General features: G+C 65.8%; 12 protein-coding genes and 1 pseudogene. 9 read left to right on the plus strand and 4 right to left on the minus strand.

The genetic code is table 11. The features are described 5' to 3' along the window. Positions 1-111 precede the first annotated feature (111 nt). Positions 112-2,697 carry a type I DNA topoisomerase gene (gene topA / locus G566_RS0105040; RefSeq protein ID WP_022679588.1) on the minus strand — a complete coding sequence of 862 codons (2,586 nt, stop codon included), beginning with the start codon at positions 2,695-2,697 and terminating at the stop codon, positions 112-114. Positions 2,698-3,108: 411 nt separating this feature from the next. Between topA and G566_RS0105045 the strand changes: the two genes are divergently transcribed. Further along, complete coding sequence (locus G566_RS0105045; RefSeq protein WP_243442410.1) at positions 3,109-4,530, plus strand: alginate export family protein; 1,422 nt, start codon at positions 3,109-3,111, stop codon at positions 4,528-4,530. A gap of 217 nt (positions 4,531-4,747) precedes the next feature. Here the strand turns inward: G566_RS0105045 and dprA are convergent. Both dprA and plsY read right to left on the minus strand, forming a co-directional pair. Continuing rightward, positions 4,748-5,847 (minus strand): annotated as a pseudogene (dprA, locus tag G566_RS13565) (DNA-processing protein DprA). Beyond that, positions 5,844-6,428 (minus strand): glycerol-3-phosphate 1-O-acyltransferase PlsY, encoded by a 585-nt coding sequence (gene plsY, locus G566_RS0105055; RefSeq protein ID WP_022679590.1) that lies wholly within the window; start codon positions 6,426-6,428, stop codon positions 5,844-5,846. Before plsY ends, dprA begins: the two are co-directional and overlap by 4 nt. Before the next feature lie 61 nt (positions 6,429-6,489). Between plsY and G566_RS0105060 the strand changes: the two genes are divergently transcribed. The 8 genes from G566_RS0105060 to G566_RS0105095 all read left to right on the plus strand — a co-directional run bounded on the left by G566_RS0105060 (position 6,490) and on the right by G566_RS0105095 (position 16,586). Then, positions 6,490-8,079: an amidohydrolase family protein gene (locus G566_RS0105060; RefSeq protein WP_022679591.1), complete on the plus strand. Its 1,590-nt coding sequence runs from the start codon at positions 6,490-6,492 to the stop codon at positions 8,077-8,079. Further along, complete coding sequence (locus tag G566_RS0105065; protein WP_022679592.1) at positions 8,076-9,191, plus strand: L-lactate dehydrogenase; 1,116 nt, start codon at positions 8,076-8,078, stop codon at positions 9,189-9,191. The genes G566_RS0105060 and G566_RS0105065 overlap by 4 nt, the downstream gene beginning before the upstream one ends. Before the next feature lie 28 nt (positions 9,192-9,219). After that, complete coding sequence (locus G566_RS0105070; RefSeq protein WP_022679593.1) at positions 9,220-10,872, plus strand: NAD+ synthase; 1,653 nt, start codon at positions 9,220-9,222, stop codon at positions 10,870-10,872. Beyond that, positions 10,853-11,812, plus strand: coding sequence for a pepsin/retropepsin-like aspartic protease family protein (locus G566_RS0105075; RefSeq protein ID WP_022679594.1), 960 nt, complete (start codon positions 10,853-10,855; stop codon positions 11,810-11,812). Before G566_RS0105070 ends, G566_RS0105075 begins: the two co-directional genes overlap by 20 nt. 114 nt (positions 11,813-11,926) lie before the next feature. Further along, positions 11,927-12,949 carry a dihydrodipicolinate synthase family protein gene (locus G566_RS14670; protein WP_022679595.1) on the plus strand — a complete coding sequence of 341 codons (1,023 nt, stop codon included), beginning with the start codon at positions 11,927-11,929 and terminating at the stop codon, positions 12,947-12,949. Between the two features lie 23 nt (positions 12,950-12,972). Then, positions 12,973-15,042 carry an outer membrane protein assembly factor BamB family protein gene (locus G566_RS0105085; protein ID WP_022679596.1) on the plus strand — a complete coding sequence of 690 codons (2,070 nt, stop codon included), beginning with the start codon at positions 12,973-12,975 and terminating at the stop codon, positions 15,040-15,042. A gap of 12 nt (positions 15,043-15,054) precedes the next feature. Then, positions 15,055-15,489: a c-type cytochrome gene (locus tag G566_RS0105090; protein ID WP_022679597.1), complete on the plus strand. Its 435-nt coding sequence runs from the start codon at positions 15,055-15,057 to the stop codon at positions 15,487-15,489. A 20-nt stretch (positions 15,490-15,509) separates the two neighbouring features. After that, positions 15,510-16,586, plus strand: coding sequence for a peptidyl-alpha-hydroxyglycine alpha-amidating lyase family protein (locus tag G566_RS0105095; protein ID WP_022679598.1), 1,077 nt, complete (start codon positions 15,510-15,512; stop codon positions 16,584-16,586). On the opposite strand, the gene G566_RS13575 is transcribed toward G566_RS0105095, so the two are convergent. Beyond that, a complete protein-coding gene (locus G566_RS13575) occupies positions 16,573-17,016 on the minus strand; it encodes a cupin domain-containing protein (RefSeq protein WP_022679599.1) in 444 nt (147 codons plus the stop codon). The two genes, G566_RS0105095 and G566_RS13575, sit on opposite strands and share 14 nt — an antisense overlap. Positions 17,017-17,079 lie beyond the last annotated feature (63 nt).

The following is a 17,079-nucleotide window of genomic DNA, read 5'->3' on the forward strand; positions in this document are numbered from 1 at the left end:
CAGGGACGCAGTCCCTGCACCCGTTCGTTCTGGGGCAGCCCTTCACCAAGCGCGCCAGCCACAAACGAAAGCGGGGGCAGGGGCTCAGCCCCTGCCCGCCGGAGGCAAAACTTACTCGGCTTTCTTCTTCGCCGGCGCCTTCTTCTTTGCCGCCGGCTTCTTGGCCGCGGCCTTCTTCGGGGCCGCCTTCTTCGCCCGGGCCTTCTTGCCCTTCTTCGACGGGCCAGCGGCGGCGCGGGCGGCGAGCAGCGCGATGGCTTCGTCCAGCGTCACGGCTGTTGGCTCCGCACCCTTGGGCACGTTGGCGTTGGTGGTGCCATCGGTGATGTACGGCCCATAACGCCCGGCCAGCACCCGCACCGCCGCGCCTGATTCCGGGTGCGCGCCCAGTTCGGCCAGCGCCGTCGCCACGCCGCGTTGCGGGCGGCCGCCGGCCGCCTTGGCAGCGGCCGCTTCGGCCAGTTTCACCACGGCGGCGTTCATGCCGGTTTCAAACACTTCGGCCGTGTTGGACAGGCGGCCATAGGCGCCATTGTGCGCCAGATACGGGCCATAGCGGCCGATGCTCGCCGTGATCGGTTCCCCGGTTTCCGGATGCGGCCCGATGGTGCGCGGCAGGTTGAGCAGCTTGATCGCCCATTCGATATCTTCCGGCCCGGTGATGCTCACATCCTTGGGGATGGAGGCGCGCGCCGGCTTTTCGCCCTCACCGCGCTGCACGAACCGCCCAAAACGGCCCGTCCGCACGCTGATCGCCTCGCCGGTTTCCGGATCATTGCCCAGTTCCTGCGGGCCATCGTTGGCCCCGCCATCGCTGGCAAACGGCCGCGTGTATTTGCACTCGGGGTAATTGGAGCACGCCACAAACGCCCCGAACCGCCCGGTCTTCAGGCTCAGCCGCCCCGCCCCACATTTCGGGCACACGCGCGGATCAACCCCCTCGCCCTTGTCCGGAAACAGGAACGGCGCCAGATACTCGTCCAGCGCGGCGGTCACATCCGAAGGCCGCTGCTCCATGATCTCGGCGGTTTTCGGCTGGAAATCCGCCCAGAACGCCCGCAGCAATTCCAGGTAACTGGCATCACCGGCCGACACATCATCCAGCTGGCTTTCCAGGTCGGCGGTGAAATCATACTCCACATAACGCGTGAAGAACCGCTCCAGGAACGCCGTGACCAGCCGGCCCTTTTCCTCGGCGAAGAAGCGATTCTTCTCCACCCGCACATAGGCGCGGTCGCGCAGGGTCTGCAGGGTGCTGGCATAGGTGGAGGGCCGCCCGATGCCGAGCTCCTCCAGCTTCTTCACCAGCGTCGCTTCCGAAAACCGCGCGGGCGGCTCGGTAAAACTCTGGATCGCCTCCACGGTTTTGGACGCACAACGATCGCCGCCGGCCAGGCGCGGCAGGCGGGCGCCGTCGTCATCGTCTTCCGCCGGCTCATCCCGGCCTTCGGTATAGAGCACCAAAAACCCCGGCGTGATCACCACCTGGCCAGTGGCCTTCAGGCCGTGGCGGCCATCATCGTCAAACATGTCGACTGTGGTGCGCTCCAGCTTAGCGCTGGCCATCTGGCTTGCCACTGTCCGGTTCCAGATCAGCGCATACAACCGATCCGCATCCGTATCCGCCCGGCCGGGACGGCGCGAGAAATCGGTGGGGCGAATGGCTTCGTGCGCTTCCTGGGCGTTCTTCGCCTTGGTGGCATAGAATCGCGGCTTTTCGGGCAGCACGTCGGGCTTGCTGCCATAATCGCGGGCGATCATGTCGCGCACCGCGGCCATGGCTTCGCCGGCGATCTGCACGCCGTCGGTCCGCATGTAGGTGATGTGGCCATCTTCATACAGGTTCTGCGCCACCCGCATGGTGTGGCTGGCACTGAAGCCCAACCGGCGCGATGCTTCCTGTTGCAGGGTCGATGTGGTGAACGGCGGCGCCGGGTTGCGGCTCACCGGTTTGGTCTCCACCGTCCGCACGGTAAAGCCATTCTTCTCAATGGCTTCCCGCGCAGCATTGGCTGCAACATTGTCCAGATCAAACTGCGCCAGTTTCTTGCCGTCCAGCACCGCAAGGCGCGCCTTGAAGGTGGCGCCGTTGGGGGCAATCATCTCGGCTTCCACGCGCCAATATTCGCGCGCCTTGTGCGCTTCGATCTCGCGCTCACGCTCCACCACCAGGCGCAGCGCCACCGATTGCACGCGGCCCGCGCTCTTGGCGCCGGGCAGCTTGCGCCACAGCACCGGCGAAAGCGTGAAGCCCACCAGATAATCCAGCGCGCGCCGCGCCAGATAGGCATCGATCAACGGCTGATCGAGATCGCGCGGCGCCTGCATGGCCTTGGTGACAGCGGCCTTGGTAATTTCGTTGAACGTCACCCGGCTCGCCCCGCCCTTGGGCAGCGCGCGCTTGTCTTTCAGCCATTCCAGCAAATGCCAGCTGATCGCCTCGCCCTCGCGATCGGGATCGGTCGCCAGGATCACACTGTCCGCCCGCTTCGCCGCTTCGCGAATGGCGGCGAGCTGCTTGGAACGGTCCGCCGAAACCTCCCACGCCATGGCGAAATCCTGGGCGGGGTCCACCGAGCCGTCGCGGGCCGGCAGATCGCGCACATGGCCAAAACTGGCCAGCACCTCATAGCTGCTGCCGAGATATTTGTTGATGGTCTTCGCCTTGGCCGGCGATTCAACGATAACGAGTTGCATATTGTTCCTCACGTGTACGCGCGAGGGTGGGGTGGGGGAGCGAGGGGCGTCAAGTGGTGCGGGGTCGCAGGGTAGCGGACAACGGCATCGCGGCTGCTCCCGACCCAGATGTGGCCGTTCGCGGCCCGCCTGCGAACGACTACTTCGGATAAATCCGGGCGTTTTAGCCAACCTGCTCGCGTTAAACTCAGAAGCTGACGCCTCCGGCGAAGTCGGCGCGGTTCATTTGCGGAAACGGGCCAGAGCATACTCGGCCCAATAGCTGTCGGACTACGTGCACGCTCTCCGCGCTGCATCCACCTTGACGGGGGCGTCCGGCGCGCTATCCCGCGATCCCACGGCAGCCTTCCGTCCAAGCGCATCGTGCGCTCAGGCGTTGCCTCGTCAGGCCGCGCTATCGCGGCCTTATCCGTGCGAATTGAATTGGACGTGATATCTCGATTTCTGCACCGCCTGCCCTTTCGAAGCCGCCCTTGGCTGGGCGCGCCGCTGGCGCTTGCCGCCGCAATGATCTTCGCCCTTCCGGCCCACGCCGAAGGCCCGCCGCCGCGCCCGCCCAAGGACAAGCTTTTCGCGCTTAGCGCCACGCTGCGGGCGCGCTACGAGGCGATCGACGGGCAAGCGCGTGCGCACTTCAACCGCAGTGACGAGCTGGTCAGCTTCCGGACCATCCTCACCGCCGATTACCGCCCAGACCCGCAGGTGCACCTGGTTGCCGAATTGTGGGACAGCCGTGTTTACGGGGGCAATCGCGGCACCCCCGTCTCGACCGGCGAGGTCAACACGCTTGAGCCGGCCCAGCTCTTTGTCGGCGTCACCCTGCCGGGCGCGCTCGGCAAGGGAAGCAAGATCGACCTGCAGGCGGGGCGCTTCCTGCTGGCCCTCGGCTCGCGGCGGCTGGTGGCGGCGGACGAATACCGCAACACCACCAACAGCTCCACGGGCGTGCGCGCAGACCTCGCCACGCCGGGCGGATGGAAGGCGACCCTCGTTTACGTCCTTCCCCAGCAACGCCTGCCGAACGACCTCGACAGCCTGCTCGATAATGATGTCGCGCTCGACCGCGAGCGCTTCGACCTCGTGCTGTGGGGCGGGCTTGTGACTCGTGCGAAGACAATTGCGGGTGCGATGGCCGAAATCGGCTTCGTCCATTTCGGCGAACGCGATGCGCCCGGCCGCCCGACCCGCGACCGCTCGCTCGACACGTTCTCCGGGCGGCTGATTCGCGATCCTGCGCCGCAAACCTGGGATTTCGAGCTGGAGGGGATTGTGCAGCGCGGCACAGTCTCGGCGAGCCTTGCCACCAATGCGCCGACCCAGGACGTGCGCGCGTGGTTCGTCCACGGCGACCTTGGATATAGCTTTGCGGGCCCATGGAAGCCACGCCTCGCGCTCGAATACGATCATGCGAGCGGCGACCGTCCCGGCGGGCGCTATAGCCGCTTCGATCCTTTGCTGGGGATGCGCCGCGCCGACCTTGCCCCCGGCGCGCTCTACAACGCGATCCTGCGCTCCAATTTCATCAGCCCTGGGGTGCGGCTCGAAGCGGTGCCGAGCGCGAAAACCGACCTGATGGTCAGCTACAGACCCTTCTGGCTGGCGGCGCGGGAGGATGCGTTCTCCTCGACCGGAGTGCAGGATTCGAGTGGGCGTTCGGGGAGTTTCGCGGGGCACCAGCTCGACACGCGGCTGCGCTACAGCCTTACCCCCACGATTCGGCTCGAGGCAGACGTGGTGATGCTCGCCAAGGGGCGGTTCCTGCGTGAGGCGCCCAATGCCCCACCGGGCAGCTGGACGCGCTACGTCTCAATCAACACGATGCTCCTGTTCTAAGCGAAGAAACTGCGGAGGCCCAAGCAGACGTTAAGCTGTCCACCCATCGCCGAGCGGGGTCTGCCGAAAAGCCGGAGGGCGGCTTTCGCTCTTTCCGAGCCAAGACCGGTCATTCAGGCCGGCAGATGCCGGCACTCAGACAGTGGCAGGCTCTTGGACGGTCTTGCGACCACTGGAACGGCCTTACGAGGGTGCAAATCCGTCAACCGATTTCCCCTCACCCCAACGCCACCCGCGCCCCTGCGTGCCGGGTCAGCGCGCCTTCCAGTTCCAGGTCCAGAAGCACGCTCGCCACCTGGGCGGCGGGGAACCTGGAGAGGCGGATGAGTTCGTCCACGTGGACGGGCGCCGGCGAGAGCAGGGCGAGGATGGCGGTGCGTGCAGCCGGATCGGGCGTGAGGGCGGGGCCGAAGTCTGGCAGGGGGAGCGGCTCGGCGACGGTGAGGGGGAGCGCGGGCTGGCCGGAGAGGGTGGAGAGCGCCTCCAGCACGTCGCGGCTGCCGTTTGAATCAGGGTGGCACCTTCGCGAATCAGCAGGTTGCAGCCCTGCGCACGCGGATCGAGCGGGCTGCCGGGCACGGCCATCACTTCGCGGCCCAGATCGGCCGCGATGCGCGCCGTGATCAGGCTGCCCGATTTGGGCGCGCCTTCCACCACGATGGTGCCGGCAGAAAGTCCCGCGATGATGCGGTTGCGGCGCGGGAAATGGCGGGCCTGCGGCTCGATCCCTGGCGGCTGTTCGGCGATCACCAGGCCGTGCTCTGCTATGCGCGCCATCAGATCGGCGTGATCGGGCGGATAGGGCACGTCCACCCCGCCGGCAACCACCGCGATGGTGCCGCGCTCCAGGGCCGCCGCGTGCGCCGCCGCATCGATGCCGCGCGCCAGGCCGGACACGACGACATAATCCGCCTCTGCCAGATCCAGCGCCAATTGCCGGGCAAAGCGCGTGCCCGCCGCGCTGGCGTTGCGGGCGCCAACGATGGCCACCGCGGGGCGATCGAGCAGGGCGAGGTCTCCCCGCGCATAGAGCACGGGCGGGGCGGTTTCGGTGCCGGCCAGCAGCGCGGGATAATCCGAGGTGCCGAGGAAGAGCAGATGCGCGCCCAAGGTGGCGGCAGTTTCGAGTTCGGCGAGCGCTTCGGATTCGGGGTGCAGGGCCAGCTGGCGATTGCCGCGCCGGGCGAGATCGGGCAGCGCCTTCAGCGCCGTTTCGGCATCGCCAAAACGGGCGATGAGCTGGCGATAGGTGACCGGGCCAATCGAATCGATGCGGATCAGGCGCAGCCGCGAAACGGCATCACCCGGCAGGCTCATTTGGCCTTTTGCCCGATTTTCGATTCGGTGCCGGCGGCGAGGCGGGAGAGATTATCCCGGTGCTGGAAGATCAGCAGCGCCGCGAGCGCCGCCAGGTGCGTGGCCCAGCCGAGATTGCCGGTGAGGAACCAGACGGCGATCGGGCAGGCGATGGCGGCCAGCATGCCGCCCACACTTGAGTAGCGCGTGACCAGGGCACCGCAGGCCCAGGTGGCCAATGCGATCATGCCGGCGAGGGGGGCGGCAGCCAGAGTTATCCCCAAAATCGTGGCGACGCCCTTGCCGCCGCGGAAGCGAAGCCAGATCGGAAAACAGTGGCCCACGAAAGCCGCTGTGCCGGCCACGATCCCGCCCATTTCGCCACCCAGCCACCGCCCGATGGCCACCGCCGCCACCCCTTTGCCAGCGTCCAGCAACAAAGTGGCCGCCGCCAAGCCCTTGTTTCCGGTGCGCAAAACATTGGTGGTGCCGATGTTGCCGCTGCCCACCTGCCGGATATCGATGCCGATCATCCGGGTGAGCAGCAACCCGAACGGGATCGAGCCGAGGAAATAGCCGATGGCGAGAGGAATCCAGTCCATAGCATCAGCCTAGCGGGCGGGCCGGGCTGCGTCTATGCTGGAGGCCAAGAGGGGGAAGTGCATGAAAACGTTGATCGCCATCGCGCTGGGCCTGCTGGCCAGCACCGCAAATGCCCAGATGAAGCCCACCCCGCCGCGCGACACCGCGATGGCCGCCGGGCCGTACGAAACGCTGGTGATCCGCGGCGCGACCATCATCACCGGCAACGGCGGGCCTCCGTACGGCCCGGCCGATATCATCATAAATGGCGGAAAAATCACGGATATTCGCGCCGCCGGTACGCCGGGCCTGCCGATGAGAACGGGCCGCGCGCCGCAGAACCCCACCCGCGAAATCGATGCAACCGGGATGTACATCCTGCCCGGCTTTGTGGACATGCACGGCCACAACGGCGACCCCGACAAGATGGACGACCCCAGCTACGCTTGGCGGCTGTGGCTGGCGCACGGGGTGACGACAGTGCGCGGCGTGTCCTTCTTTGGCGGCGACGTTTCACGCGCCTTTGACGAGCGCAAGCGGGCGGCGGCAGGCGAGATCATCGCACCGCGTCTCTATGTTTATCAGACACTTGGCAGTGGTGCCAACGCCGGCTGGAAGGGCGGGCGGGTAACCACGCCGGAAAAAGCGCGCGAGTGGGTGCGCTGGGCGGCGAGCGTGGGCATCGATGGCATCAAGTTCTTCAACCGGGGCGACGAAACGCCAGAGATCGACCGCGCCGCCATCGCCGAGGCGAAGAAACTGGGCCTGGGCACGGTTGCGCACCTTTCCCAGCCCAACATCGCCGAGTTCAACGCCCGCGATGCCGCTGCTGCCGGCCTGGGCACCATCACGCATTTTTACGGGCATTTTGAAAGCCTTCTGGACGGCCGCCGCGTGCAGGACACGCCGGCCGATTACAATTTCAACGACGAACAGAAGCGTTTCGGCGGCATCGCCGAGATCTGGAACCAGATCCACGAACCCGGCGGGCCGGAGTGGGTGGACTATCTGAAGGCCCAGAAAGCCAGCGGTGTGGTGTTCGATCCCACCTTCAACATCTACAGCGCCAGCCGCGATCTGATGCGCGCCAAGCGGGCGGAATGGCACGATCGCTACACGCTGCCGAGCCTGACCGGATTCTTTGAATCGAACCGCGACAACCACGGCAGCTATTTCTTCGATTGGACCAGCGAGCGCGAGTATGAATGGCGGCGTTTCTACACGCGCTACATGCAATTGGTGAATGATTACAAGAATATGGGTGGGCGGGTGACGACGGGCAGCGACCCGGGTTTCATCTGGCAGACCTGGGGCTTTGGCTACATCCTGGAACTGGAACTGCTGCGCGAGGCCGGCTTTGCGCCGCTGGAAGTGATCCAGTCGGCCACCATCAACGGCGCCCGCACGCTGGAAGAACCCAAGGGCCGCGAGCCGGACTTTGGCCTGATACGGGTGGGCATGCGCGCCGATCTGATCGTGGTGCCGGAAAACCCGCTGCACAATCTGAAGACGCTCTATGGCACCGGCTTTGCCCGGCTGGACGAGGCGACGCAGAAGACCGTGGTGAAGGGCGGCATCCGTTGGACCATCCGCGATGGCATCGTGCACGATGTGCCGGCGTTGCTGAAGAGTGTGGAAGATCAGGTGGCGGCGGCAAAGGCTGCGCGGTGACGCTGGCCAGCGTCGCCGATTACCGGGCAGCATCCCGGCGGCGGGTGCCGCGTTTCCTGTTCGATTACACCGATGGCGGCAGTTATGCGGAACAGACGCTGGCGGCCAACATGACTGATCTGGCGGCCATCCAGCTGGATCAGCGGGTGCTGGTCGATGTGTCGCGCATTGAAACGCGGGTGAAACTGCTGGGGCAGGCGCTCGCCATGCCGGTGGTGCTGGCGCCGGTCGGGCTGGGCGGGCTGCATGCGCGGCGCGGCGAGGTGCAGGCGTGGCGGGCGGCACGGGCGGCAGGCATCCCGATGGCGCTCTCCACCGTTTCGGTGTGCAGCCTGCAAGAGGTCACGCAGGGCGCTGGCGCTGCGCCGTGGTTCCAGCTGTATCTGACCAAGGACAAGGCCGCCAACGAAGCCATGATCGCCACGGCGCGGGAGCAGGGCTGCCCGGCGCTGGTGCTCACAGTCGATCTGCCGACGCCGGGCGCTCGCTATCGCGATGTGCGCTCCAGCCTCACCGGCGCGCCGGGCCTGGCCGGCTGGCTGCACCGCGCGGCGCAGGTGGCAGCGAGGCCGGGCTGGGCGGTGGATGTCGGGCTGATGGGTGGACCGATTGCGATGGGCAATCTCACCGGGTTGGTGGGGGCAAAGGCGCCACTTTCGGATTATCTTGGCTGGATCGCGCGCAATTTCGATGCCAGCGCCGATTGGGATCAGCTGGCATGGGTGCGCTCGCTGTGGCCGGGGCCGCTGATCGTGAAGGGGATTCTCCACCCGGATGATGCGGCGCTGGCAGTGCAGTATGGCGCCGATGCCATTGTGGTATCCAACCACGGCGGTCGCCAGCTGGATGGCGCGATCTCGGCGGCGCGGGCGCTGCCGGCGATCATGGACCGGCTGGGCGGCTGCATCCCGGTCATGGCCGATGGCGGCGTCCGCTCCGGCCTCGACGTGCTGCGCTATGTCTCGTTGGGCGCCGCTGCGGTAATGATCGGCCGGCCCTGGGTGTGGGGGCTGGGTGCAGGCGGGCAGGCCGGCGTGGCGCATGTGCTGCAGCTGCTGCGGGCCGAGCTGGAAACCGCGATGGCGCTCACGGGTCGCACCCGGCTGGCCTGATGCGCAAATCCGCTGTATCGCGGCGCGCATGACTGATCGGCTCATCATCGCCCTTGCCCAGTTGAACGCCAGCGTGGGCGATCTGGCCGGCAATGCCGATGCCATATTGGCCGCGCGCGCCTTGGTGCCAGCGGCCGATCTGCTGGTCACCCCCGAACTGTCCATCGTCGGCTATCCGCCGGAAGACCTGGTGCTGAAACCGGCGCTGGTCGAAGCGGCGAAGGTGCAGGTGGAACGGCTGGCGCAGGCCACGGCGGACGGCGGCCCGGCGCTGCTGGTCGGCGCGCCGTGGGCAGAGGAGGGCAAGCTCTACAACGCTATGCTGTTGCTCGATGGCGGCCGCATCGCCGGCATCACCCGCAAGCATGATCTGCCCAATTACGGCACGTTCGACGAAAAACGCCTGTTCAGCGCCGGGCCCTTGCCTGGCCCAATGAACCTGCGCGGTGTGCGCATCGGCGTGCCAGTGTGCGAGGACATGTGGACGCCTGACGTGTGCGAATGCCTGGCCGAAACCGGCGCGGAATTGTTGATCGTGCCCAATGGCAGCCCGTTCGAAGTCGGCAAGGATGATCGCCGATTGAACCTTGCCGTCAAGCGCGTGGTCGAAACCGGCCTGCCGCTCGTCTACCTCAATCGGGTTGGCGGGCAGGACGAACTGGTGTTCGATGGCGCGTCATTCGTGCTCAACGCCACCCGCACGCTCGCCCACCAGCTACCCGATTGGGACGAGACGATCCGGCTGACGGAGTGGACGCGCGGAGAGACCGGCTGGACCTGCGCGACCGGCGAGCTGAGCCAACAGGATGACGACCCCGCCGATGTCTATCACGCCATGCTGGTGGGCCTGCGCGATTATGTGAACCGCAACCGCTTCCCTGGCGTGGTGCTCGGCCTGTCGGGCGGCATCGATTCGGCGCTGTCGGCCGCGGTCGCTGTCGATGCGCTTGGCGCCGACCGCGTGTGGTGCGTGATGCTGCCCAGCCCGTTCACCAGCCAGGACAGTCTGGATGATGCCGCCGAATGCGCCCGGCTGTTGGGTTGCCGGCTCGACACAGTGCGCATCGAGCCTGCGATGACGGCGTTTGACGCCATGCTGGTGCCCCTGTTCGAGGGCCGGGCCCGCGATACCACGGAAGAAAATATCCAGTCCCGCATCCGCGGCCTCACGCTGATGGGCCTTTCGAACAAGTTCGGGCCAATGCTGCTCACCACCGGCAACAAGAGCGAGATGAGCGTTGGCTATGCCACCATCTATGGCGACATGGCCGGCGGCTATTCGGTGTTGAAGGATCTCTACAAGACGACCGTATTCCGCGTTTGCGAATGGCGAAATGCCCACAAGCCGCGGCTTGGCCTGGGCCCCGCCGGCCCGGTGATGCCGACCAATGTCATCACCAAACCGCCCACGGCCGAACTGCGCGAAAACCAGACGGATCAGGACAGCCTGCCGCCCTATGATCTGCTCGATCGCATCCTCTATGGCTTGGTGGAGCAAGAGCGTTCGGCCAGCGATCTGATCGCCGAAGGGCTGGATGCCGCCACCGTCGCCCGCATCGAACGGCTGCTCTACATCGCCGAATACAAACGGCGGCAGGCCCCGCCTGGTGTGAAGATCGGCCGCCGCAATTTCGGCCGGGATCGCCGCTATCCGATCAGCAATGCGTTTCGCACGGCTTAGCCTGCTGCTTGCGCTGGCGGCCCCGGCGCTGGCCGCCAGGAAGCCGGTTCCGCCGCCGCCGCTGCCGCCGTTGGTGCTGCCCGGCGCCGCGCCGGTGATCGAGGCGCAAATCGCTGGCCAACCGGTGCGGCTGACAGTCGATTTCGGTAGCGACCCCCTCATCATGCTTGGCCCAGCCGCCGTTGCGCGGCTGAACCTGGCCGCCGACACCCGCGCCGATGGCAACACCGTGGACCGCGGCCGCTTCCGCGTCGCCGTGGGACAGGTGAGCGTTGCCGTGCCCTACAGCGAGGAACAGGTGAGCATCGCCGGACGCAGCGCCAGCGTACGCGTGCTGGCCCCGGCCACCGCACCGACGGAGGCCGGGGCCAGCAGCGATGGCGTCATCGGTCTGCGTCTGCTGCCCCACGATGGGGTGCGCCTCGACTTCCGGCCGCGCCAGCCATCTGACCAGGTGGTGACGGTGGCTGCGGACCCTGGCGCGCGCAGCAGCAGCACGAAGTTCGATTGGCCGCTGCCCAAGGGCATAGCGATCGAGGTGGAACTCCACCCTCTACGACCAGTCAGCGTGGCCAGCGTCGCTGCCGCCAGCCGCCTGGCCGACGTGGGCAATGGCAAGCTGTTTGGCCCACCGCGTCGGGTACTGATCGGCTTTGGTGTCGCCCGCCCGGTGCGCAGCCTCGTGCTTGACCGGCCATTGGCGATTGCCGGCGTAACCGTGACCACGGTGGACGTGCGGCTGTTCGATTGGGCCGGCAAGGCGGAACTGCCGCCCGATGCCGAAGGCGACGAGGCGGCGTTGGTCACCGGCAAGCGCGGCCGCCAGCGCGGCTGGCCGATTCTGAAACTGGGCCGCGATGCGCTGGGCCGCTGCGCCAGCATCAGCTGGCAGCGAAACGCCAACGATCCGGAACGCGGCCGGTTCGAACTGATCTGTTGACCCCCTTCAATGATGAGGGCAGTTCCTCATGCAAATATCTTGCCGCATCGAGGCCTTGGCGCGATGATGAAGCAACAATAACAGGCCAGCATGGCCGCTTTGGGGAGGAACATCATGGATATCACCCGTCGGGAATCGCTGGCGTTGGCCGCAGGCGTGGTGGCAGCCGGGGGCGCTTTGGGCGCTGCTGCACCGGCCGCCGCGCAGATGGGCGGCGCGCGCCGCCTCGGCTCCAAGGAGAAGGTGGCCTACTGGGTCGCCACCGTCACCCCTTGCGATGCCCGCGGCCAGTTCGATCCCGGCGCCATGAAGGCGGTGATGGAATGGCACCAGAAATGCGGCGCCGATGGTGTCGTCGTGCTCGGCACATCGGGCGAATTCCCCAGCTTCTCGGTCGCGGAGCGCAAGCTCGTCACCGAAGCCGCCATGAAGCACAAGGGCAACATGAACATCATGGTGGGCCCCGGTACGCCCAACATCGTGGAGACCATCGATCTGGCGAAACACGCGCAGAGCGTGGGCGCCGATGGCCTGCTGGTGATCCCGCCGTTCTACTTCAACCAGCCGCCCACCGAAGGCCTGATTCACTATTACACCCAGCTGTTCGAAGCGGTGTCGATCCCGATCAACCTCTACCACATCCCCGGCACGTCTGAGGTGGCGATCACCATCGAGCTGCTCAAAGCCATGATGAAATATCCGCATCTGGCCGGCATCAAGGATTCATCGGGCAACGCTGAAGGCTTTGCGGAGTTCCTCAAGGGCTTCCCGGAACTCAACATGCGCTGCGGCACGTCGAACAACCTGATCCCGGCCGTGGAAGCCGGCATGGGCGCCATCCTGGCCGACGGTAACATGTTCAGCGACAAGAGCGCCGACATCTTCAAGACCTACCGCGCCAAGGGCGACTGGAAGGCCAAGCTGAACCATCTGCGCGCTGCCGGCGGCATCATGCGCGATCACAACATGGGCGCGAACACCTATGCGGCGATGAAGTACGTCCTGTCGCTGCGCATGGCCAAAGAGGGTGGGGGCGGCCCGATGATGTATGCGCGCACGCCCTATCCGCAGCTGACCGATGCGCAGAAGGCCAGCCTGAAGGCGGGGCTCGACAAAGTCATGGCGATGCCGGCGTGAACGACGAAACAAGGGGCAAAACCATGAAGATCATTCTGCCAATCGCTGCAGCGCTGCTGCTCACCACCGCCGCTGGCGCTCAGACGCCGGGCAAGGAAGGCGTCGCTGCGGCGCGCACCACCAACGGTGTCGCCAACTGGACCACCTACAATGCCGATCTGAAGGGCAGCCGCTATTCGCCGCTCGATCAGATTAACCCAGGCAATTTCAAGGACCTGGAAATCGCCTGGCGGTTCAAGACCGACATTCTGGGCAGCCGCCCGGAATACAAGCTGGAATCGACCCCGCTGGCAGTAGATGGCGTGATCTACACCACTGGCGGCACCCGCCGCGCCGTGGTGGCGCTGAACGGCGCCACCGGGGAGCTGCTCTGGCAATATGCCATGCACGAAGGCAAGCGCTCCGCCGAAAGCCCGCGCGCCCTCTCCGGCCGCGGACTGTCCTACTGGACCGACGGCACCAAGCGCCGCATCCTCTATGTCACCATCGGCTATCGCCTTGTGTCGCTCGACGCCGATACCGGCCGGCCTGATCCCGAATTCGGCACCAATGGCGTTATCGATCTGAAGACCGATTATGATCAGGATCTGGGCGATCTCGATACCGGCGAAGTCGGCGTCCACTCCGCTCCAGCGGTTTCGGGCAACACCATCATCATCGGCGCCGCCTTCCGCGAAGGCTTCACGCCCAAGACCCACAACAACACCAAGGGCTATGTGCGCGCCTTCGACGTGCGCACCGGCAAGCGCATGTGGACCTTCCACACCGTGCCGAAGAAAGGCGAGTTCGGCTATGAGACCTGGCTGAACAATTCGGCCGATGTGAACGGCAACACCGGTGTGTGGACGCAGGTGTCCGTCGATGAAGACCTTGGCCTCGCCTATCTCGCGGTGGAATCGCCAACGTCGGACTTTTTCGGCGGCAAGCGCCCCGGACCCAATCTGTTCGGCAACAGCCTTGTCGCCGTTGACCTGAAGACCGGGGAGCGCCGCTGGCACTTCCAGCTGATCCACCACGAGATCTGGGATCTCGACAACAGCAGCGCGCCGCTGCTGATGGACGTGACCGTGGATGGCAAGCCGCGCAAGGTCGTCGGCCTGCCGTCGAAGCAGGGTTTCTTCTATGTCTTTGATCGGGCCACCGGGCAGCCGGTGTGGCCGATCAAGGAAACCAAGGTGGCCAAGGGCAATGTGCCCGGCGAATGGTACTCGTCCACCCAGCCGATCCCGTCGAAGCCGCCGGTCTATGCCCGCAACGGCGTCGAGGAAAAGGACCTGATCGATTTCACGCCTGACATGAAGAAGAAGGCGCTGGAACTGACCTCGAAATATGTGCTCGGCCCGGTTTACACCCCGCCGATCGTCTCCACGCCGGAGAAGTTCGGGGTGATCAACAACTGGGCGCAAGGCGGCACCAACTGGCCGGGCGGTTCATTCGATCCGGAAAGCGGCATCGCCTATGTCTATGCCTGCGGCGCCTGCATTTCCTCGACCGGACTGCTGCCGCCGCCGGCCGGCCTGTCTGACATTCCGCTGGTGGTTGGCGTTGCCGGCCAGCCGGTGGTGATGATCAAGGGCCCGGGCGAAGGCGCCGGTGCCGACAGCCCGGCCCCGGCAGCTGCACCCGGCAGCGGCAACGCCGGCCCACCGCGCCTGGCCGTCGATGGCCTGCCGCTGGTGAAGCCGCCCTATGGCACGATCAGCGCCATCGATGTGAACAATGGCACGATCAAGTGGCAGGTCGCGCATGGTGAAACGCCGGATTTCGTGCGCAATCACCCGGTGATCAAGGCGATGGGCGGCATCCCGCGCACTGGCCAGTCCACCTATCAGATTGGCACCTTGGTGACGAAGGGCTTGGTGGTCGCCGGTGAAAACCAGTTCACCCGCACCGAAGACCGGCCGCGCGGCGCCATGCTGCGCGCCTATGACAAGCAGACCGGCAAGGAAGTGGGCGCGGTGTTCATGCCGTCCACCCAATCCGGCTCGCCAATGACCTATATGGTGAACGGCAAGCAGTATATCATCGTGCCGACCAGCGGCGGGAACGCATCCGGCGAATTCCTCGCCTATGCACTGCCCAGCAAGCGATAAGGAACCCGTGACGTGAAGATTGCCCTGCCCCTTTTGATTGCGTTCGGCCTTGCTGGTGCCGCTGTGGCCCAGGATGCCGGCAAATCGGTGTGGCAGGGCATCTACACGCCGGAACAGGCCGACCGTGGTGGGGGCGTCTATGCCCAGCGCTGCGGCGCCTGCCATGGCGCGGCACTGAATGGCACCGGCGAAGCACCGCCGCTGATCGGCGGCGAGTTCGTTTCACACTGGGACACGATGACAGTGGGCGATCTGTATGACCGCGTGCGCACAACCATGCCGCAGAATGATCCGCAATCGATGACGCGCGAAGAATATGCCGACGTGCTGGCCTTCCTGTTGAAGAACAACGGCTTCCCGGCCGGCGCCCAGCCGCTCGACAAGCGTTCGGAAGTGCTGGCGACCATCGGCATCACGGCAGAAAAACCGGCCAATAACGGCCGCTGAACCACTTGGGGGACAAGGCCATGAAGCGGATGATGATGCTGGCACTGCTGCTGGTCGGCAGCGCCGTCAGTGCGCAACAGGCGACGTCTCCCCCCCGCCCGGTGTGGACGGTGGAGACATTGCCCAAGCCAGCGCCGCTGACCGCCGAAACCAACAAACAGCCCAACCCCTATCGCAGCGAACTGGGCTTCCTGAAGCTGCCCGCAGGGCGCGTGATGGGCTCCACCAGCGCAGTAGGTGTGGACAGCAAGGGCCACATCTGGGTGGCCGAACGCTGCGGCGCCAACAACTGCGGCAACAGCTCCATCGATCCGATTATGGAGTTCGACGCGCAGGGCAATTTCATAAAGGCGTTCGGTGGTAGCCTGACCGTGTTCCCGCATGGGTTCTTCATCGACGCAGCGGACAATGTTTGGCTCACCGATGCCCGCGCGATTGCGGGGAAGGGCGCCACCGTCCTGAAATTCTCGCCCGAAGGCAAGTTGCTGCTGACGCTCGGCAAACCCGGCGTGCAGGGCAAGGGCACCGACGTGTTTACCGAGCCCAACGCCGTGATCGTGGCGAAGAACGGCGACATCTTCGTTGCCGATGGCCACGAGGCCGATCGCGGCGTTGCCCGCATCCTGAAGTACGACAAGACCGGCAAGTTCCTCATGCAATGGGGCCAACCCGGCAAGGGCCAGGGCGATCTGGAAGTGCCGCACGCGCTGGCCATGGATAGCAAGGGCCTGCTGTACGTGGGCGACCGCTGGAACAACCGCGTGCAGGTCTACACCCAGAAGGGCAAGTTGCTGAACAGCTGGACCCAGTTCGGCCGCCCGTCCGGCCTGTTCATCGATGCCAACGACATCATGTACAGCGGCGATTCGGAAAGCCGTCGCCCGGTCGGTTATGGCTACAACCCTGGCTGGCAGCGCGGCATCCGCATCGGATCCGTGAAGGATGGCAAGGTGACCGCCTTCATCCCTGATCCCGATCCCAACCCCGATGGCGGCGCCACCAGCGGCGCCGAAGGCTTGTGGGTGGACAAGACTGGCGTGATCTACGGCGCCCAGGTGAAGGAACGCACGGTCGCACGGCATATCAGGGCGAAGTAGGCGTCCCCGCCGACCCTGCGCTGCCATCCTCGTAACGCGTTTCCCACACCCCGCTGGCAACGCCGAGGATGATCGTCTCCTCATCGGCCCCGTCGAAATGCACGGCACCCGCCGGCACCACCACGAAGCTGCCGGCCGGGAAGGCCTGCGCGCGGGCCTTGTCCATCGTGCCACCCCATCCCAGTTTCAGCACGCCTTTCAACACGAAGATGCGCGCGGTCGTGCTGTGGCGATGGGGCTTGTCCCACGCGCCGGCAGGCAGAGCGAAGGCATAGGAAAAATTCTGCCCCGCCACTTCGCGTTGGCCATCGAGAAGGGCAAAGCGGCTGCCATCCGCCGCAGTCGGCCCCCACGGAATCGTGGCGGGCGTGATGACGACAGCACCAGGCGGTGCCGTTGCGGCTGCAAGTGCGATGAGGAGCGTGATCATGGCGCAACCTTGCCACACAGGCTCCCAAATGGGCTGGCGACAATCGGACGGTGATTTCCGCGC

Origin of the sequence: Sandarakinorhabdus limnophila DSM 17366 (genome assembly GCF_000420765.1) — a bacterium.
In the GTDB taxonomy this organism is placed as follows: domain Bacteria; phylum Pseudomonadota; class Alphaproteobacteria; order Sphingomonadales; family Sphingomonadaceae; genus Sandarakinorhabdus; species Sandarakinorhabdus limnophila.